Source organism: Streptomyces sp. NPDC002133, from assembly GCF_040296405.1.
Lineage (GTDB): Bacteria > Actinomycetota > Actinomycetes > Streptomycetales > Streptomycetaceae > Streptomyces.
Genome location: NZ_JBEOXF010000039.1, coordinates 53,497 through 73,116 on the forward strand (window position 1 = coordinate 53,497; position 19,620 = coordinate 73,116).

Genomic DNA, 19,620 nt, shown 5'->3' on the forward strand with positions numbered 1-19,620 from the left:
ATCCGGCTCGACATACGTAAATACGTACGCTCATGAACTCCTACGCACCACCTCGCATGTCGCATGTCCCGGAAGGTCAGCACTCGCAACGAAAGGCCCGAAAACATGACCGCATCTGTCTCTCCCGGCGTGGCCACCACCCGCAGCGGCGCCCCGCTGCCGCTCGTCTCTCTGCCGCAGGGTGAGCTTCTGACCGTCAACATCGACCAGATCCCGCTGTTCAAGGATCTAGTTGCCCCCGGCATTCACATCCAGACGCTGCGCCTGGACCCCGAGCGCGGAGAGTGGGTCTTCCTGTCCACCTTGGCACCCGGTGTCGAGCTGCCGATCCACTACCACACCGGTTCGGCTCAGGTGTGGACGATCCAGGGCCGCTGGCTGTACCACGAGTACCCCGACCAGCCGCAGACGGCGGGCTCCTACCTGTACGAGCCCGGCGGCTCGGTGCACACCTTCTACACACCCGAGGACAACACCGAGGACACCGTTGCCCTGGCCTGGATCGAGGGTGCGCAGGTCAGCTTCAACGAGGACGGCACCTTCCACTCGGTCATGGACGCGGTGACCCTCCAGCACCTGACCGAGACCGCGGCGGCGGCGCAGGGCACCGGACCGGTCCCCTACATCCACGGCGGCGCCGCCGGCGTGATCACGTCCTGATCAGCAGGGGAGCAGCCATGCGACCGGCGTTCGACGGCATCCGGGTCCTGGAACTGGGCCAGATCTACAACGGTCCCTACTGCGGGCTCTTGCTCGCACAACTGGGCGCCGACGTCATCAAGGTCGAGCCACCCGGCGGTGAGCCACTGCGCTTCCGCTCGCACGAGCCGATCGAGTCCCACGAGTTCGTGATGCTCAACTCCCACAAGCGGAGTGTGGTGTTCGACCTGAAGACCGACGCCGGTCGCCAGGCGCTGCTCGACCTGGTCGAGACTGCCGACGTGCTCATCGAGAACTACGCGCCGGGCACGATGGAGCGCCTCCGGCTCAGCCCGGCGCGGCTCCTCGAACACAACCCGCGTCTGGTCGTGGCCTCCGGCAAGGGCTACGGGTCCACCGGCCCCTACGCCCACATGTCGGCCATGGACATCACCGTGCAGGCGATGTCCGGCAGCGCCTCGGCCACCGGGGAGCCCGACGGGCCGCCCACCAAGGCCGGCGCCGCGTTCGTGGACTTCTCCGGCGGCATCCACCTGTTCGGGGCGATCAGCGCGGCCCTGTTCCAGCGCGAGCGCACGGGACGGGGGCAGATCGTCGAGGTCTCGATGCACGACACCATCTACCCGATGCTGGCATCCAGCCTGGGCGGCCTGCACAACAACCCCGGCCGAGAGCTCCCCGAGCGCACCGGGAACCGGCATTCGGGCATGGCGGTGGCGCCGTACAACATCTACGAGGCGAGCGACGGATGGCTGGCGATCATCTGCATCGCCGAGCGGCACTGGCGCGGCGTGGCAACCGCACTGGGCCGGCCCGAGCTGATCGACGACCCCAGGTTCCGCACGCAGAAGGACCGGGTCGCCAACATCGACGCGGTCGACGAGCAGGTCTCTTCCCGCACCAGGACCCGGACGCGTGCTGAGCTGGTGCGGGACCTGCAGGCTGCCGGCGTGCCCTGCGCGCCGGTCAAGTCGATCCATGAGGTCGACTCCGACGAGCACCTGATCGAGCGCGGCATGATCCAGTACGTCGAGCACCCGGCCAGGGGTCGGGTGCCGGTTGCGGGATGCCCTCTGAGGCTCAGCGACTCGCCGGTGGGCCCGCTGCGGGCCGCCCCGCCGCTGGGCCAGTCGACACGGGAGGTTCTCGCGGAGCTCGCCGGCCACGCGGATGCGGCCGGCGAAGCCGGCACCCAGATCAATGGGGAGGATCCCAAGCATGTTCACACCTGAACCCGGTACTCCGCTGGCGGAGTACTACGACCGGACCCAGCCGCGGACCGGAGCCGTCCTCTCGCGCCGGAGCCTCGGCACGCTGGACGCGGTGAGCATCGGCCGCTACGCACTGACCATCGGCGCCGCGGACCCGATCCACTACGACGCCGCTGCCGCACGTTCGGCCGGGTACGCGGATGTCGTGGCGCCACCGAACATGCTCGCCGCGATCGTGGAGTGGGGCATCGGCACCCCCGAGGCCCAGCTTCAGCCCGACGGAACCCCCCTCAGCGGTGACACACCCCTCGGTGACGGGGATCTCGGGCTGCGCGTGATGGGCGCCGGTGAGGAGATGGAGCTGGTCAGTCCCGTGACCGCCGGGACGGAGGTGGTGCTCGAAACCACCCTCGAGGCGGTCACTCCCAAACAGACCCGCGCCGGCACCTGCGTATTCGTCACCACCCGCCACACGTTCACGTCCGCCCAGGGTGCCGTCCTCAACCGCAACCGGCGCACCGTCGTACTGCGCAACCCCTTGCAGGAGTCGTAGTGTCCATCAACTACCAGGTCGGGGACACACTCCCACGGCTCAAGCACACGGCCACGACCTTTCAGCTGTTCCGCTACAGCGCGGTCACCTGGAACCCCCACCGCATCCACTTCGACGAGCCCTACGCACGCGAGGAGGGCCACGGCGGTCTCGTGGTGCACTCCCACCTGCGAGCGGCGCTTGCCCTGCGCTGTGTCACCGAGGCTCTCGGCCCCAAGTGGCGCGTGACGAAGGTCGCCTACCGCCTGCGGAAGCCCGTCTGTGCGCCCGCCAACCTCGCCTACACCGCCCGGGTGACCCACATCGAGGGCGACAGCATGACCCTCGAACTGGCCGAGGAACACCCCTCCGGCGAGGTGGGGTTCGAAGGGACGATACGCGTCAGCAGGGCCGCGGGAGAGAACGCCGGCGGTCTTCGCTCCTCGACACCGGAAGAGTTGGCATGACGTCAGCATCAGAACGGGGCCGGCGCCCCCTCCGCGTCGGGAACTGCTCCGGCTTCTACGGCGACCGCGCCTCGGCCATGGCCGACATGGCCCGAGCGGGCGGCATCGACGTCCTCACCGGTGACTACCTCGCCGAGGTCACAATGCTGATCCTCGGCAAGGCGCGCGCCAAGGACAGCACGAAGGGCTTTGCTACCACCTTCCTGCAGCACCTCGACGCGGCGCTCGAGCACCTCGTCGCCAACCGGATCAGGCTCGTCGTCAACGCCGGTGGACTCAACCCCGCCGGGCTGGCCGCCGCGACGCGCGAACTGATCGCACGCCACGGTCACGACCTGCGGGTCTCCCACATCGAAGGCGACGACGTCTTCGGCAGCCTCGACGGTCTGCGGCAAGCGGGCCATTGCCTGCCGCACCTGACGAGCGGTCAGCCGCTGTCGGACTGGCCGCACCAGCCGCTGACGGCCAACGCCTACCTCGGCGGCTTCGGCATCGCGCGCGCCCTCCACAACGGCGCCGACATCGTCGTCACGGGCCGCGTCACCGACGCATCCCTGGTCCTCGGTCCCGCCGCCTGGTGGTGGGGTTGGACGCCTGACGACCATGACGCCCTCGCCGGCGCAGTCGCCGCCGGACACGTCATCGAGTGCGGGCCTCAGGCGACCGGCGGCAACTTCTCCGGGTTCCGTTCCGTCCCCCACCTCGTGGAGCCGGGGTTCCCGATCGCCGAGATCGCCGCCGACGGCTCCTCGGTGATCACCAAGAACCCGGGCACCGGCGGCGTGGTCACCCAGGACACGGTCACCGCCCAACTGCTCTACGAGATCGGTGAACCCGCGTATCTCAACCCCGACGTGACCGCCCACCTGGACACCGCGACGCTGACAGACCTCGGCGAGGACCGCGTCGGGATCCGCGGCGTGCGAGGCACGGCGCCGTCCAGGACGACCAAGGTCGCGATCACAGGGGTGGGAGGCTGGACGAACAGCGCTATCCTCGCGCTCACCGGCACGGATCTCGACGCGAAGGCCGCCCTCGTGGAGCGATTCGTCCACCGCTACGCCGAAGCCGCCCGCGGGCTCGACGCGGTCGCCGTCGAGCGCATCGGGCGGGCCCAGCCCGATCCCGACACCCAGAACGCGGGAACCGAGCTGCTCAGGATCACCGTGCAGGGGACGCAGCAGGCCGCCGGGCGCGCCTTCTCGTCGCGTGTGGTCGAGCTGGCCCTGTCCAGCTACCCCGGGCTGTACTCCCTCGGCCCTCCGCAACCGGGGTCCGCATTCGGTGTCTACTGGCCGGCACTGCTCGACCAGCGGATGCTCCACCACACGGTCCACCACTACGACGGCAGGACCGAGATCATGGCCCCCGGCAACCCGGACGGAGCCGGTGACGAGGTAATGCCGCAGGCCGAGCCGGCGCTCGCGTCATCGGTGCCTGCGCCGCGGGCAGACGAACTCGTCGTCGCCCCACTCGGTGAGATCGTGCACGCCCGCTCCGGCGACAAGGGCGGCGACGCGAATCTGGGCGTCTGGGTACGCGACCGTGCGGCATGGGACTGGCTCAGGTCCACCCTCACCATCGACGAACTGCGACGCCTTCTTCCCGAAACACACGCACTGGAGATCTCGCGCCACGAACTCCCCCACCTGGGCGCGGTCAACTTCCTCGTCCGAGGACTGCTCGGGACCGGCGCCACTTCGACACTGCGGCTGGACTCGCAGGCCAAAGCACTCGGCGAATGGCTGCGCTCACGGAGCATCAAGGTGCCGCGATCTCTGGTTGGCCCATCTCCGGAGCGGTGATCACCCTTGAGCCCGGCCGACGCCTGGATCATCTGCTGCCCGGCCGGGATCGTGCCTTCGTCTACGTCCTGTCCGGCAGGGTGACGGTCGCCGAGCGTCCCCTGCGCGCAGGGGAGATCGCCTGGTCTGACCCCCTTCCCCAGGCTTCTCTCTCGACCATCGCGCTTGAGACCGCCGACGGCGACGAGCACAGCGTGGTCATGGTCTACAGCGGTGAGCCGATCGGTCAGCCCGTCGCGATGGGGGCCCGTTCGTCATGAACAGCGCGAGCGAAATCGAGCAGGCCTTCCGCGACTTCCACAGCGGCAGGTTCGGCGACATCCCGAACCAGGCCCGCCTGCACTTCCGCTGACATCGGGCCACCCGGCACCCCCGTCTCCCCAGACCGTGTGCCCGCAGGCCCGGCGCGGCACGCATACTCCGGAGCCTTCACCTCCGGCTCCAGCCCAGGAAAGGAGAACCTCGGAACCCGCGCATCGCCGGCTCTGATGCACCTTGCCGTGGCCGCCGTGCTCATTCCGGGACTGGTCGGCACCCGAAACTCGGGGCCACGCCGTGAGCCGAAGCACGACAGCGGGCAGACGTGACCCGGCGGCGCCCTCCTGTTGAGGGCAACCCAGCAGGATCGGCGGCTCCGGCGTCAGCGGGCAGGTGCCGACGCGCTGCGCCCACGCCACGCTCAGCACCATCCTTACGACCTACAGGTCCGTATCGGCGTTGCCCTCGTCGTTCCAAGAGACTCGCCGCTTGGTCGCGCCCTTGGCGGAAGCGCCCTTCTCCTGCCCCTCCAACAGCTCCAGGAGCGCAGCGTCTGCCTTTTTCTCGCCTTCCTTCGTCAGTTCGAGAGGGGCGTTGTTGCAGACGGTGTACCTGTCGGGATGAATGATGTTGGTGGTCCGCAAGGTGAACGTCAGAAGCGAGCGCCAACCCTTGCGGTGGCCAACCCTCACTTGGATTCCGACCTTGTAGTCACGGGCCTCCGGAACGAACCCGGAAAACGGTGCCTCGAACTCGATGAAGAGTTGTTGCGCTTCTCTGCCGGCCACGACGAATCCGGTAGGCAGCTTGGGTTCCTCGTCCGGCCCGGGTTGGAGACGGGATGGTGAAGATGTCCACAGGAGTGGCAGATGAGAGGCGGGCTCATCGGGGAAGGTCAGCATGAGATCCTGCACGACTATCGGCTTGGCACCGGTGTTGTGAAGGATGAGCGGAAGCCGCAGGCGAACCATGGATCCGTGGCAAATCGCTGCAAAGGAATGAGGCTCCCACGATCTCAGGCACCCCTGTCTGGCGTTGAGCCACCAGAACGAGGCGATGGTGAAGAGCAATGCGCAGACCGACAGGAGGCCAGCACCAGAAATCGATGAGGACGCATTCTGATCAGCAGCAGCCATCAGCAAAAGCATAAATTCACCTCAGGGTGGGCGAGCTAACAGGACTCGGTGACGAGGGGCCCGTAAGCGACCCGGCCTCTCGACGAGCGGCAGCTGGGCCACCTTCATCCTTCGGCGAGGAAGTGCGCCAGCGAAGCGTCCAAGTCGATGTGCCCGAGCTCGGCTCCCCTGGGCACCAGGGCCTCCGTTTCCTGCAGGAACGCCTTGATTTCCTGCGCCCGGGCTTTGAGCAAAGCCACACCGGCCGGCGGGTTGAGAAGGATGTACAAGTCGTAGCGGTCAGGCCCGTCGGCGGGCCATATGCGTATGTCCCCCTCGCCGGCGGGGCCTTCCAGCCCGTCGATCAGAAGATCTCGTCCAATGATCCATTCCACCGTCTCGTCGCTGTCGACAGCGGTGAATGCGGCACGGACGACATAGGGATCACTGGGCTCGTACCGCAGCCTCACGCTCACAGGCAAGGACATCTCATGCGCAACGACAAGTTGCACATGCAGCCCCTGAATCACGGTTCTCAACGACTTCATTGGTTTTTACTCCTGCTGTCTCGAGTCATACCGGGAGGGCCATCGGAAGGGCCTGTCTAGGAGGCCTGAACGGAGAAGTGGGTACTACGGGGAGCGGTGTCGGACGGCAGGAGAACGCTCGCAGGAGCTACATCTCCTGCCGTCGCGCCCGGCCGTCAGCAGCAGGCGAAGCCACCACTGACGGCCGGGAGCATCACAGGGATGCGACCAACGTCGGTTGCCAGTTCACGGCGACCTTCGTATCAGCGACCGGAGCTCTACCGGTCGTGGCTCGCCTTGTCGCGGTCCCGGCGGTCGTGGTCGCGGTCCCGGTCGTCGTCACAGTCCCAGCGGTCGTTGTCGCGACGGTCCCAGCGGTCGTCGTCGTAACGGACCCAACGGCCGTCGTCCCAACGTCCGTCGTCACGGCCCCAGCGGTCGTCATCGCCGCCCCAGCGGTGGTCGTTGGCCTCGACACTGGCGGCGGGGCGCTGGACGTGCCCTGACGTCGAGGTCGCAGCCGACGCAGTACCCCGACACCAAGAACGGCTCCGCCGGCCACCGCCAGGGAGGCGATGGCGACAGACACGCGCTTCGCGAGGTAACTCACAAGTTTCTCCTTCGATTCAAAACCATCCGTCAGTGCGACGGACGCCGAGTTCACTAGTGCAATTCACTGGGATTGTTCGATGCAGCGGCCCGGGTCGCTCTCCTTCGTGAGCGTCAGCCGGCTCCGCGCGGCGCCACATGGCGCGATAGAGGTTGCCGATGCGGCAACACCCCCTCAGGTTCCATACAAGGTACGAAACCTCCCTTTCACTAATACCATACGTTGTATGGAAAATCGATGGTGGCTCCGCCAGTCAAGGGGGAGGGTCACCTCTCGCTCGTGATGGCGGCGACGCGGCGCAGGAACCCGGGCGTCGCACCGGAAGCCGACGCCCCGCGTGGCGAACTGGATCACCCGACTGGGACCTGCGCAGTGTCCGAGAACGGCCGTCACGGAACACCGAGGCATCACACGCAATCAACGAAGTCGAGATCTTCTTTATTGCGAACGTTGCTCGTGAGCAGTGCAGGCTGCGGCCGCCATCCTCGAAGGCTGGTGGATGGCGCCCGGCATGAGGGGCAGGCGACGCTTATGTGCCCGGCACGTCAACGAGGCGCTCCCGCCCCGCCCGGCGTCAGGCCTCCTGGCAGTCCGCGCAGGGGACCACTGCGGCGCAGGACGGCGGGCCCATTGTTGTGCGTCCGGCCAATGCCGGCCCTCGAGCAGGCACCGCATCGACCCGCCCGTGGGTGATCGCCCACCCCTGTCATTCCCGCTCGGCCGCGTCCAGCTCGGCTCGGATGCGGCCGGGTTCCCCACGCAGCCCCTCGACTCGACGGCGCGCTGCGAGTTCGTGCTGTTCCGGCAGCCCGACGGCCAGCGACATCCGCGACCTCCTCCGGCATCGACGACACGACAGGCCACCACTCCCACGGAATCACCGAGCCCATGCCCCATCGGAGAAAACGCGCTCATCACACCGGAAAGACAACAGCTCCTCAGGCATTCCAGTGCGCCTCAAGGGCTGCGGCGACCTCGGCCGGCTTCTGGATCAACGTCCAGTGGCTGCAATCGAGTTTGACGACCCGGGACGCTCGCACAGCTTCGCCGAGTTCATCGGCGAACGCGATCGGACAGGCCGGGTCGAGCGTCCCCCAGAGGACCAGGCACGGCGCGGACACGTTCGCCAGTCCCGGTTCCCACTCCGCGCCCACCGTCACGGCGGAGCGGTACAGCTTGAGGATGCTGTCCCTCATCGACCCGTCCACGCGACGGACCATTTCCTCGGCCACGTCAGCCGGAACATCGAGTTTGCTCAGGTCCTCGGCGAAGGACGCTGGGTCTAGCTCGTTCATGAACCGGTCCCCCTTGACCGGGTCCTGCCAGACCTTGGCCAGCGGATGCCAGTCGTACTGAGCACTGACCGGGGCGCTGCTGCCGGCCCACGTACGAACCAGGTCCGGCCGTCTCGAAGCGACGCGCGCGGTGAGAATGCAGCCCCAGTCATGGCCGACCAGGTCCACCGGCTCGCCGACTTGCTCCAGCCGATCGATGAGCCAATCGACGTACTCCTCTTTGGTGGAGCCGAAGCCTTGCGGCCGCGGTACGCCGAAGCCGGGCAGGTCCCAGGCCGCGACGTCACTTCGGCTCAGGTGCTGGCACACGCCGTCCCACACACGGTGGGTGTCGGGGACGCCGTGGATCAGAGCTGCAGGCATGGACGAGCTCCCCCGTAGGACAAAAGCCTCATATATGAGATTTTTATCATTATTAGGCTCTTTGGTCCAGAAGTGCGAATCGGGGCCCTGGAGTCGACATGTCCCGTCCCCATGCCTTGAACGCATGGTGAACGCATGGCCCAGGGGGTTGCCGCCGCTCCGGAGGCATCGTCAGACCGCTAACAAGGGACGACCACCGGCACCCCCGGCTCTCCATAACAGCCTGCGGCCGGTGGGGGCGAGAAGGGGAGACGCACCCTTCGGTGGTGTGCCATGAATCGGTGGTGCCCGGCGAGCCCCCGTAGGACCGCTTGGGCACCGAGAGCACCGGCAACTGGGCACCTGCCGGCGGCGCCGGCCCTTCCGCTGCCGGCCAGGTCACTGCCTGATCGTGGGAATGCGATGCCTGCCGAGCGCGGCGGTGCCGTCAAACTGAGCAACGGCCCCGCGACCACGGCGGGCGATCACTCGGCTGTCGGTGTGACCCGCGAGTAGCGTGGGTCACGGACCAACCACCTGGAAGGGGTGTGTGACCATGGTCGAGCACCGCAGCGTCACGGTTGGAGGGTGTCGGCTGCACATCGCGGAGGAGGGTGAAGGACCCCTGGTCCTCCTGCTCCACGGCTTTCCCGAATGCTGGTACAACTGGCGCCACCAGTTCACGCCCCTGGCCGGTGCCGGATACCACGTCGTTGCCGTTGACCAGCGCGGTTACGCCCGCAGCGACCGGCCCGCCGCGGTTGAGGAATACACCATGCTGCACCTCGTCGGCGATGTCATAGGCCTGATCCGCGAACTCGGCGCACAGCAGGCCGTGGTCATCGGCCACGACCTGGGCAGCATGGTCGCCTGGTCCACCGCGCTGATGCGGCCCGACGCCGTCCGGGGGGTCGTGGGCCTCAGCGTTCCGCCGCCGCAGCGCGGTCCGGTTCCTCCGCTGCAGGCGATGCGCGAGCTGTTCGGCGGCCAGTTCTACTGGAACTACTTCCAGACCCCCGGCGTCGCGGACGCCGAGCTCGCGAAGGACCCGCACGCCACCTTCCGTCGCGTGATGTACGGCCTCTGCGGCGACAACCCGCACAGCGACTCGCCGGTCGAGCCGGTCGTCCCACCGGGCAAGGGATTCCTGGACCTCTTCGAGGACCCCGAGGAACTTCCCGCCTGGCTCACCGAGGCCGACATCGACACACTCGCGACGGAGTTCACCGAAGCCGGGTTCACCAGCGCCCTCAACTGGTACCGCAACTTCGACCGCAATTGGCAGCTGACCGCCCCATGGGACGGCGCGCAGTACCGGATGCCCGGCCGCTACATCACCGGCGATCGGGACCTGGTCTACGGGTTCCCGGGGATGGACCAACGCCTCCCCGCCCTGCCCACGCTCCACCCGACCGTCGGACCGGCGCACATCCTGCCCGGCTGCGGCCACTGGATCGCCGAGGAACGCCCCGGCGAGGTGAATGAGGCGCTCCTGGAATTCCTCGGTGCCCTGAACACCTGACGATCAGTCGTCTGCGGTCGAAGTCGGCACGTCTTCTGGCAGCTGTCCGTGGCAGCGGCGGGCGCCGTCAAGTAGGCGACGAGGTCGGGGTTGTCGACCGCCGCGGGGTTGAGGACCTGCTCGGCGGGGGCGTCGTGGAGGAGGCGTCGAGAAACCTCGCGATTGTCTCGGCGGGCCGGGCGAGATGGTGCTCATACGACCCCAGGAATACCCTCCACGTCCAGCGCTGCCGCGTCCGAGAAGAGCTCCGGCGTGCCCAGGGCGCACTCCGCCCAGACCGTCTTGCCACGTCGGGCATGGCGCGTTCCCCAGTGCTCGGCGAGTTGGGCGACGAGGAACAGACCTCGCCCGCCCTCGTCGAAGACACGAGCCCGGCGCAGGTGCGGAGTCGTGCTGCCGGCATCCGCGACCTCGCACATGAGGGTGCGATCGTGGATGAGACGCAGCTGGATGGGAGGCCGACCGTGGCGGATGGCGTTGGTGACCAGTTCGCTGACGACCAGTTCGGTGGTGAAGTCGAGTTCCTCCAGTCCCCAGGTGGTCAGCTGCTTGGAGACGCTCGCTCTGGCCCGGGCGACCTCGGCCGGGTCGGCATCCACCTTCCAAGTGGCGACCTGACGGTCCCCGAGGGTGTGGGTGCGGGCGAGGAGGAGTGCCACGTCGTCGTGCGGTCGGTCTGCGGGCAGCAGCGCTTCGAGGACGGTGTCGCAGGTCGCCTCCAGGGAGGCGGAGGACTGCGCGAGGGCGTGGCACAGTCGAGTGAGGCCCGCCTCGATGTCGTGGTCGAGGGCTTCGATCAGGCCGTCGGTGTAGAGGGCGATGAGGCTGCCCTCGGGCAGGTCGATCTCCGCCGTCTCGAACGGCAGGCCGCCCAGGCCGAGTGGCGGGCCGGCGGGCAGTTCGAGGACGTCGGCGGTTCCGTCCTGGGTCATCACGACGGGCAGCACGTGGCCCGCGCGGGCGAGGGTGCAGCGGCCGGCCACGGGGTCGTACACGGCGTACAGGCAGGTGGCCCCGATGTCCCCCGCGGATTCGTTGTCCGTTTGGGCAGAGAATTCGGAAGAGACTTCGGCGGACAGGCGGATGACGACGTCGTCCAGGTGGGTGAGGAGTTCGTCGGGCGGCAGGTCGATGTCGGCGAGGGTGCGCACGGCGGTCCGCAGCCGGCCCATGGTGGCGGCGGCGTGGATGCCGTGGCCGACCACGTCGCCCACCACAAGTGCGACCCGGGCACCGGACAGCGGGATGACGTCGTACCAGTCGCCGCCCACGCCGAGCTGGGCGGCAGCGGGCAGGTAGCGGCAGGCGACCTCCACGGCGGACTGCGCGGGTGTACTGCGCGGGAGCAGACTGCGCTGGAGGGTGAGGGCGGTGGCGCGCGCGTGCGTGTATCGGCTGGCGTTGTCGATGGCCACCGCCGCCCTGGCTGCGATCTCCTGGGCGAGGAGCAGGTCCTCGTCCCCGTACGCGTCGGACTTGTTGTGACGGAAGAACTGAGCGACACCCAGCGTGGTGCCACGGGCGCACAGCGGTACCAGCAGCATTGATGCGGACGGGCTGAGGTGGTGCCGTGAGGGCCGGCCGGTTACCAGGGCGCGAGCCGGTGGTGATCCGTCCGGATGCCTGTGGAGCTGCTGCGGCGGAACCGACGAACCCGCGTAGATCGCTTCCAGGTGGGTCGTCTCGGGGTAACCGTCCATCACCGACCGCTGGGCGACCCGGCGGACCACGAGTGTGCCCTCCGCAGGAGGCTCCTCTCCGGAAGACGTGTCGAGGAGGTCGACGGTGACGGCGTCGGCGAAGTGCTCGGTGGCCAGGTCCGCCAACTCCTGGGCGGTGCGGGCGATGTCCAGGGTCGTTCCGACGCGTACGCTCGCCTCGTTCACCACCGACAGCCGCCACTGCACCTGGCGATCCCGCTCCTTCTGGAAGGCCAGGACGCCCGTCTCCGATGTGCGGTCCAGGTACTCGGTCGCCAGTGCGATCAGCTTGCGTGTCGCCGCGTTGATGGGCTCTGCATCGCTGGTGAGCCGGGGCAGCTCTTCGAGTAGCCGGTCGAGGAGACGGCCCTGCGCGAGCCGGAAGGCGCGCAGCATTGCTGTGACCGGCTTCCCGCGCTGAGCCAGCCGACGCGCGCGTTCTGCGTCGGCGGCCGGCGGATAGATCCGCCTTGGCTCGGTGTCGTGCTCGATGCCGAAAAGTATGGCGGCGACGTGCTCGGCGACGTTCTCCGCCGTCATCTGTGCGATGTCCGGTTCGTCCCACAGCTCGGGGACCTCGCGCCGCAGGCATTGCTCTATGTCGTGGATCAGCTCGTCCGCTCGCGGGCTGAGTTCATGCGCGGCACGGGACAGAAGACTGTCCGCGGTGAAGTCCACTCTGACGACGTTACGCCGTCCTGGTGGACCGCGAAGCCTCAGCCGGCCTCATCTGGCTGCGCGGTGTCCGGGAGGAGCCCGGTCTCACGGGCTGGTCGTGGTCGAGGCCGAGGGTCCGTGCGGCCACCGGCGGGCGGGGTGGCGCCCACGGCTTTCCGGTGTCCGCGGGGCCTGGCGCAGCCGGTGCTCCGGGTCAACTGAGGTCGGGCAGTGGCCTCCTGGTCACCTGGTGGGCGTCGTCCGGCGGGACGCCGAGCATGCGCAGGGCCATCTCGGCCAGGTCCGAGGCGGCCTCGTCGCCGTCGAGGTCGGGGCGGGCCAGCCGCAACGCCACGAGGGACAGCAGGGTCCCGCCGAGGGCGGACAGGGCGGTGGTCGGGTTGGTGCAGGTGAAGCGGCCCGAGGCGATGCCGATCTCCAGGTCGCGCAGGGCTCGGGGGGCGAGGCCCCGGTCGGTGTGGATCTGGGCCAGACCTCGGTCACGCAGGATCCGCATGAGTTCAGGGTGAGAGTCAGCCATCTGGGCGGTGAGCCGGAAGCCCACGGCGACGAGCTCGGCCGGGTCGTCGATTCCTTGTACGCGCTCGTCGATGACCTGCCCGAACTCGTCCAGGGCGTCTGTCACCGCGGCGTCGAACAGCTCCGTCTTGGACTCGAAGTGGTTGTAGAAGGAACCGAAACCGACGTCCGCGCGCTCGGCGATGGCCTGGATGCTGGCGCTGGTGTCCCCGGTCTCCGCGAGGATCTGCCGGGCCGCACGGACGAGCGCCTGACGGGTCTCGGCACGGCGCCGCTCGAAGCGGTTCTTGGGCGGGGCTGACGTCGGCATACGGAGAGTCTAACAACCGTCGCGATGAGTCTGCCATTACTGATGAGATCATCAATTATTTGGGTCCACCCTATTGACGATGGGTAACGGCAAAGTTGATGATTTCCTCATTACAGCAGTGTTGCTTGGAGGACACCATGTCCCACACTCCCGTTAACAGGGCCGCTCCCCAGACGCCCCACCAAGACCTCCACAGTGAGCAGGGCGCCCTGCGCGGAGAGCACCCCGGACGTTCCCGGAATCCCGTGATCAAGGTGGCGGATCTGGCCTGGCTTGAGTTCGAGAAGCCGGACCTGGACCGGGCCGAGGTCTTCGCGCGTGACTTCGGGTTCGCGATCGCCGCCCGCACCGAGGGGGAGCTGTGGCTGCGCGGCACCTTCGCGGGCTCACCCTGCATGGTCATCCGGCGGGGGCGTGCGTCCCGGTTCATCGGGCCGGCGTTCCGCGCGGCCGAGAGGGCCGACCTTGACCGGCTGGCCCGCGCCACCGGCGGTACCGTCCGGGACATCGGCGTACCGGGCGGTGGGCAGTCGGTCGAACTGCTCGATCCCTCTGGCCTGCCGGTCCGTGTCGTGCACTGCGCCGAGCAGCTGCCCGCGCTGCCCGAGCAGGAGCCGCTGATCCTCAACTTCGGTACCGATCACCGTCGTACGAACGCCACCCAGCGTCCGCCCCGTGAGCCGTCCCGTATCCAGCGGCTGGGCCATCTGGTGCTGGAGACACGGGTGTTCGCCCGCACCCTGGACTGGTACCTGGACACCCTCGGGATGATCGTGTCCGACTTCCTGTTCCTGGACGGGCAGCGCGGGCGCGGGCCGACGATGGCGTTTATACGCTGCGACCAGGGGAGCGTGGCCGTCGATCACCACACGCTGGCCCTGCACCTGGGGCCCGGAACCGGCTACGTCCACTCCGCCTACCAGGTCACCGACCTAGACGCGATCGGCGCCGGTGGGGAGTACCTGGCCGAGCGCGGCTACAAGCGCAGCTGGGGCATCGGCCGGCACATCCAGGGCAGCCAGCTGTTCGACTACTGGCGCGACCCCGACCACTTCATGCTGGAGCACTTCGCCGACGGCGACCTCTTCTCCTGCGACCTGGAGCCCGGCTGGGCGCCGATGTCGGCGAGCGGCCTGTCCCAATGGGGCCCGCCGGTCACCCGCGATTTCCTGGGCACCAACCCGTCCCCCGCAAAGCTGCGCGAGGTCATGACGGCCCTGCGTGGCGACAACGAACTCGACCCCGCACGCCTGCTGGGCCTGATGAAGGCGATGAGCTCATGAGCACCAACGTTCTGCGCACCTCCGACGGCTGGTGGGTCGTCCGGGACGAGCGCGCCGTCCGCGTCGAGACCAAGGCGGTCACCACCGCCGAGCTGCTCGCCGACCGGGACGCGGTCCGCGAGGCCGCTGCCTCCGCCGAGAGCGGCACGCCCGTCGACGACCTGGTGGCGTTGCCTCCGGTCACCACCCCGTGCCGGGTGGTCGCCCAGATGGTCAACTACCGTAGCCACGCCAAGGATTCGGGCTTCACCGGCGACATCCCGCCCACCTTCTTCCGCAAGGCGTCCGGCTCGGTCAGCGGCCCCCGTGACGCGATCATCCGCCCCGCGCACGTGAAGTTCCTCGACTACGAGGTGGAACTCGGCCTCGTCATGGGCGCGACCCTGCCCGTGGGCACTGTCGTTGAGGAGCAGGACCTGCCCCGTTACGTCGCCGGCCTTGTCCTGACCAACGACGTCAGCGCCCGCGACGTCCAGCTGACCAAGACCCAGTTCTACGAGAGCAAGTCCTATCCGACCTTCACGCCGACGGGGCCGTACCTGGCCCTGCTGGAGCCCGAGGACTTCGCCCTGCTGCTCAACCTGCGGCTGCGGCTGTCGGTCAACGGCGTGCCGCGCCAGGACCGCACGCTCGCCGACATGATCGTACGGCCCGCGCAGGCGCTCACCCTGCTCGCCCGCTTCCAGACCCTCGCCCCGGGCGACCTGCTGCTGACTGGCACTCCCGGCGGCACGGCCCTGAAGGCCCCGCCCAAGCCGATCGCGAAGATCAGTGCGTTGCTGTCGCCCGCGGTGAGGTGGAAGGCGTTCTTCAAGGGCCAGGCCAAGAACCCCCTTTACCTGCGCGACGGTGACCTCATCACCGCCACGATCGCCACCCCCGACGGGCAGATCGACCTTGGCGAGCAGCGGACCCCCGTTACGGACGCACCATGAAGGCCGTATCCCGGATACCGGTGGTGATCATCGGTGCCGGACCCGTCGGGGTCACGGCCGCCCTCCTGCTCGCCCGGCACGGAGTGCGCAGCGTCGTCCTGGAACGCCACCGGGACGTCTACCCCCAGCCGCGCGCCGTTGTCGTGGACGACGAGGTCCGCCGGATCCTGCAGAGTGTCGGTGTCCACGAGGAGTTCGCCGCCCTCGCACGCCCGGCGCGCGGGCTACGGCTGCTCGATGCCCGGCGCCGCATGATCACCGAATTCCCGCGGTCCCTGCACGGGCACCACGGCTTCCCGCAGACCAGCATGTTCGACCAGCCCGAGCTGGAACGCCTGCTGCGCGACGCCCTGGCGCGCCGCCCCGAGTGCGAGCTGTGGGGCGGTGTGGAGGTCGTGTCCGTCACCCAGGACACCGACGGATCGAACGATCCCACGGGTCCGGTCCGGGTCACCTTCCGCCGCGACGGCAGCGACGAGGAGGAGCACCTGTGGGCCGATGCCGTCCTCGGCTGCGACGGTGCGGGCAGTCTCACCCGAGACGCCATCGGCGCCGTGTGGGAGGACCTGCACTTCGAGGAGAGCTGGCGGGTCATCGACGTGCGCACCAGCCGCCCGGTACGCACCTGGGAAGGCGCCGAGCAGATCTGCTGCGCCAACCGGCCGGGCACGTTCATGCGCGTCGGCGAGGACCGCTACCGCTGGGAGTTCCGGCTGGCCGAGGACGAGCACCTGGACGGCCCGGACGGGTGGGCGCGCCTGCGTGAGCTGGTCGCCCCCTGGGTGGACCTGCCGCCCGATGTCTCGGCGGCCGACGACTTCGAGGTGATCCGTCAGGCGCAGTACACCTTCCGGGCCCGTCTCGCCGACCGGTGGCGCCGGGGGCGCGTCTTCCTGCTGGGCGACGCCGCCCACCTCACCCCACCCTTCGTCGGGCAGGGTCTGTGCGCGGGCCTGCGCGATGCCTACAACCTCACCTGGAAGCTCGCCCGCGTGCTCCAACAGGGCGTACACGAGGGGCTGCTGGACACCTACGAACGCGAGCGCAAGCCGCACGCCCGCCATGTGATCCGCGTGGCGGTCGCCGTCGGCTGGGCCATGACCGGCGGGCAGGACCGAGGCGCGGCGTTCCGCCGGGCCGTGGTGGGCACGGTCTGTCGCATCCCTGGCGTGACCGCGGCGGTGAGCCGTGACCTCAGCCCCGCCCTGACCGCCGGTCCACTCGTACGGCGCCGCCCCAGGCTGACCGGCCGCGTGCTGGCCGGCACCTTCTGCCCGCAGCCCTGGGTACGGCACGACGGCAGGCGAGTGCGCCTCGATGACGTCCTTGGGGACTCCTTCGCCGTCCTGACCGCTGTGCCGCCCACGGCGCAGATGACGGCCGTGGCCACGGCACTGGGCGCCCCGACGATCCACGTCGACGACCTGGGCGACGACGACACCCTGGCCGGCTGGCTGGCACGCGGCCGGGCCGATGCCGTCCTGCTGCGCCCCGACCGGGTCGTGATGGACACCGTCCGGACCGGCACCGGCGACTTCACGGACGCCGTCGCCTGGGCTCCCCTGCTGCACACGGCCCGCCATACCGCCGATGTCCGGCCCGTCTCCTGACGAGGAACACCACTCCATGACCAGCCCGCACCCCACGCCGTACCCGGAACCCTTCTTCACCCCCGACCCGAAGACGGCCGCCCGCAGCCGCATCGCGGACTTCGCCCGATGGGCCGCCCGGCACCAGGGCACCGAAGGGATCCAGGACCCCACCGACTACCGAGCCCTGCACCGCTGGTCCGTCTCCGACCTGGAAGGGTTCTGGGCCGCGGTGTGGGAGTACTTCGACATCGACGCGACCACTCCGTACGAGCGGGTGCTGGCCGAGGAGACCATGCCCGGCGCCCGCTGGTTCCCCGGCGCCACCCTCAACTACGCCCACCACGCGCTGCGCAACCTGCAGCCGGACGCTCCCGCCATCACCGCGCTGGACGAGACCGGAGCCGGCTACGAGATCACGGGCCGGGAACTGCGCGCCCGGGTCGCCTCCGTCGCCGCCACCCTGCGCGACCTGGGCGTCGGACAGGGCGACCGGGTGGTGGGCTATCTGCCCAACACCCCCCACGCCGTCATCGCCTTCCTTGCCACCGCCAGCCTGGGCGCGGTGTGGTCGGTGTGCGGCCAGGACTACGCACCCAAGGCCGCCGCCGATCGCTTCGCCCAGCTCGAACCCACGGTGCTGATCACCGCGGACGGCTACCTCTTCAACGGCACCACACACGACCGCCGGACCGCCTCGCTCGAACTGGCCGCCGCCCTGCCGACGCTGACGGCCACGGTGCTCGTGGACCACGTGGGCCTTGCCTGGCCCGAGGGCGGGCACCCGGGGCTGATGGTTCCCTGGGAGGACGCCGCCACCCGCACCGAGTACCTCACCATCGTCCCGGTGCCGTTCGACCACCCTTTGTGGGTCGTCTTCTCCTCCGGCACCACCGGCCTGCCCAAGGGCATCGTCCACGGGCACGGCGGGATCCTGCTCGAACACCTCAAGATGCTCGGCCTGCACACCGATCTGGGCCCCGGGGACCGCCTGCTGTGGTACACCACCACCCACTGGATGATGTGGAACCTGGTCGTCTCCACCCTGCTTACCGGCGCGACCACCTGCACCTACGACGGCAGCCCGGCGCCGGTTGCGCGACCGGACATCCTGTGGGAGCTGGCGGCCCGCCACAAGGTCACCGTCTTCGGCACCAGCCCCCAGTACCTGCTGGCCATGAGCAAGCTGGGCATCGAACCCTCCGTGCACGACCTGTCGGCCGTCCGCGTCGTCGGCTGCACCGGCTCCGCTCTGCCCGCCTCTGCCTACCCCTGGGTCCGTGACCATGTGGGCCCCGGTGTCCAACTGGCCTCCACCAGCGGTGGCACGGACGTCGTCTCCGGCTTCGCCGGCAGTGCCGCCACGACCCCGGTCTGGGCGGGGGAGCTGTCCGCCCCCGGCCTGGGCGTGGCGCTGGCCGCCTACGACACGACCGGCACCCCGGTCCTCGACCAGGTCGGCGAACTGGTCGTCACCCGGCCCATGCCGTCCATGCCGCTGTACTTCTGGAACGACCCCGACGGCAGCCGCTACCGCGACGCCTACTTCGGCGCCTACCCCGGTGTGTGGCGGCACGGCGACTGGATCACCCTCACCTCGCACGGCTCGGTGATCGTCCACGGCCGCTCCGACGCCACCCTCAACCGCAACGGCGTGCGCCTGGGCAGTGCCGACATCCACGATGTCGTCGAACGCCTCCCCGAGATCACCGAGGCCCTCGTCATCGGCGCGGAGGAACCCGGCGGCGGCTACTGGATGCCGCTCTTCGTGGTCCTCGCCGACGGGGTCGGCCTGGACGACGCCCTGTGCGACCGGATCCGCGACGCCATCCGCACCGGCGCCTCACCCCGCCACGTCCCCGACGAGATCCTCGCCGTACCGGCCCTCCCGCACACGAAGACCGGCAAGAAGCTCGAGGTTCCCGTCAAGCGCCTGCTCCAGGGCGTTTCCGCCGAGCAGGTCCTGAACCCCTCGGCGGTCGACAACCCCGACCTGATCGCCTACTTCGCCCGCTTGGGCGCGGAGCGGAACAAGCGGTCAACAGACCACACATGACGTCGGCCAGGGGGCCACAGGCCCACGTGACAGCACCGGGTCCTTGTCCCCGTACCGGCACCGCAAACCCCGTCCCCACCGACGTGGTGCCGGGGCGGTCAACCCGCCCCGCCGCGCCCTCGACCAGGGCGCAGTGGAAGCTCTCCCGGACCGAGCTGCTGAGGATGACACCGATCCCGGTGAGCGCGCCCGGCACGTCCTCGGTG

Annotated in this window: 15 protein-coding genes and 1 pseudogene; 11 read left to right on the forward strand and 5 right to left on the reverse strand. The window is 69.1% G+C overall.

What is annotated here, in order from left to right; all coding sequences use genetic code 11:
• Positions 1-105 precede the first annotated feature (105 nt).
• The 6 genes and pseudogenes from ABT078_RS29035 to ABT078_RS29060 all read left to right on the forward strand — a co-directional run.
• A complete protein-coding gene (locus ABT078_RS29035; protein ID WP_351232787.1) occupies positions 106-660 on the forward strand; it encodes a 2,4'-dihydroxyacetophenone dioxygenase family protein in 555 nt (184 codons plus the stop codon).
• A gap of 17 nt (positions 661-677) precedes the next feature.
• On the forward strand, positions 678-1,892 hold the full coding sequence (locus tag ABT078_RS29040; RefSeq protein WP_351232789.1) for a CaiB/BaiF CoA transferase family protein: 1,215 nt from the start codon (positions 678-680) through the stop codon (positions 1,890-1,892).
• Positions 1,879-2,424 carry an FAS1-like dehydratase domain-containing protein gene (locus ABT078_RS29045; RefSeq protein WP_351232791.1) on the forward strand — a complete coding sequence of 182 codons (546 nt, stop codon included), beginning with the start codon at positions 1,879-1,881 and terminating at the stop codon, positions 2,422-2,424. The genes ABT078_RS29040 and ABT078_RS29045 overlap by 14 nt, the downstream gene beginning before the upstream one ends.
• Positions 2,424-2,870 (forward strand): MaoC/PaaZ C-terminal domain-containing protein, encoded by a 447-nt coding sequence (locus ABT078_RS29050; RefSeq protein WP_351232793.1) that lies wholly within the window; start codon positions 2,424-2,426, stop codon positions 2,868-2,870. Before ABT078_RS29045 ends, ABT078_RS29050 begins: the two co-directional genes overlap by 1 nt.
• A complete protein-coding gene (locus ABT078_RS29055) occupies positions 2,867-4,675 on the forward strand; it encodes an acyclic terpene utilization AtuA family protein (RefSeq protein ID WP_351232795.1) in 1,809 nt (602 codons plus the stop codon). The genes ABT078_RS29050 and ABT078_RS29055 overlap by 4 nt, the downstream gene beginning before the upstream one ends.
• Positions 4,612-4,931: pseudogene (locus ABT078_RS29060) on the forward strand (pirin-like C-terminal cupin domain-containing protein); the annotation flags it as partial. The gene ABT078_RS29055 and the pseudogene ABT078_RS29060, both read left to right, overlap by 64 nt.
• Positions 4,932-5,373: 442 nt before the next feature.
• Here ABT078_RS29060 and ABT078_RS29065 read toward each other — a convergent pair.
• The 3 genes from ABT078_RS29065 to ABT078_RS29075 all read right to left on the reverse strand — a co-directional run bounded on the left by ABT078_RS29065 (position 5,374) and on the right by ABT078_RS29075 (position 8,843).
• Positions 5,374-6,069, reverse strand: a complete 696-nt coding sequence (locus ABT078_RS29065; protein ID WP_351232797.1) for a hypothetical protein — start codon at positions 6,067-6,069, stop codon at positions 5,374-5,376.
• 104 nt (positions 6,070-6,173) lie between these two features.
• The gene (locus ABT078_RS29070) at positions 6,174-6,596 is read right to left on the reverse strand and encodes an SsgA family sporulation/cell division regulator (RefSeq protein WP_351232799.1); all 423 of its coding nucleotides are present in this window, start codon (positions 6,594-6,596) and stop codon (positions 6,174-6,176) included.
• Positions 6,597-8,123: 1,527 nt separating this feature from the next.
• Positions 8,124-8,843 (reverse strand): alpha/beta fold hydrolase, encoded by a 720-nt coding sequence (locus tag ABT078_RS29075; protein ID WP_351232801.1) that lies wholly within the window; start codon positions 8,841-8,843, stop codon positions 8,124-8,126.
• Positions 8,844-9,378: 535 nt separating this feature from the next.
• Between ABT078_RS29075 and ABT078_RS29080 the strand changes: the two genes are divergently transcribed.
• A complete protein-coding gene (locus tag ABT078_RS29080; protein WP_351232803.1) occupies positions 9,379-10,344 on the forward strand; it encodes an alpha/beta fold hydrolase in 966 nt (321 codons plus the stop codon).
• Positions 10,345-10,535: 191 nt separating this feature from the next.
• On the opposite strand, the gene ABT078_RS29085 is transcribed toward ABT078_RS29080, so the two are convergent.
• Together ABT078_RS29085 and ABT078_RS29090 are read right to left on the reverse strand one after the other, a co-directional pair.
• The gene (locus ABT078_RS29085; RefSeq protein ID WP_351232805.1) at positions 10,536-12,722 is read right to left on the reverse strand and encodes an ATP-binding SpoIIE family protein phosphatase; all 2,187 of its coding nucleotides are present in this window, start codon (positions 12,720-12,722) and stop codon (positions 10,536-10,538) included.
• Positions 12,723-12,915: 193 nt separating this feature from the next.
• A complete protein-coding gene (locus tag ABT078_RS29090; protein ID WP_351232807.1) occupies positions 12,916-13,551 on the reverse strand; it encodes a TetR/AcrR family transcriptional regulator in 636 nt (211 codons plus the stop codon).
• A gap of 137 nt (positions 13,552-13,688) precedes the next feature.
• Between ABT078_RS29090 and ABT078_RS29095 the strand changes: the two genes are divergently transcribed.
• Genes ABT078_RS29095 through ABT078_RS29110 form a run of 4 tightly spaced genes read left to right on the forward strand, consistent with a single transcriptional unit; the run spans position 13,689 to position 19,414 of the window.
• Positions 13,689-14,834, forward strand: a complete 1,146-nt coding sequence (locus ABT078_RS29095; protein ID WP_351232809.1) for a VOC family protein — start codon at positions 13,689-13,691, stop codon at positions 14,832-14,834.
• Positions 14,831-15,769 (forward strand): fumarylacetoacetate hydrolase family protein, encoded by a 939-nt coding sequence (locus tag ABT078_RS29100; protein WP_351232811.1) that lies wholly within the window; start codon positions 14,831-14,833, stop codon positions 15,767-15,769. The genes ABT078_RS29095 and ABT078_RS29100 overlap by 4 nt, the downstream gene beginning before the upstream one ends.
• Complete coding sequence (gene mhpA, locus ABT078_RS29105; RefSeq protein WP_351232813.1) at positions 15,766-17,379, forward strand: bifunctional 3-(3-hydroxy-phenyl)propionate/3-hydroxycinnamic acid hydroxylase MhpA; 1,614 nt, start codon at positions 15,766-15,768, stop codon at positions 17,377-17,379. The genes ABT078_RS29100 and mhpA overlap by 4 nt, the downstream gene beginning before the upstream one ends.
• 16 nt (positions 17,380-17,395) lie before the next feature.
• Positions 17,396-19,414 carry an acetoacetate--CoA ligase gene (locus ABT078_RS29110; RefSeq protein WP_351232815.1) on the forward strand — a complete coding sequence of 673 codons (2,019 nt, stop codon included), beginning with the start codon at positions 17,396-17,398 and terminating at the stop codon, positions 19,412-19,414.
• Positions 19,415-19,620: the final 206 nt, after the last annotated feature.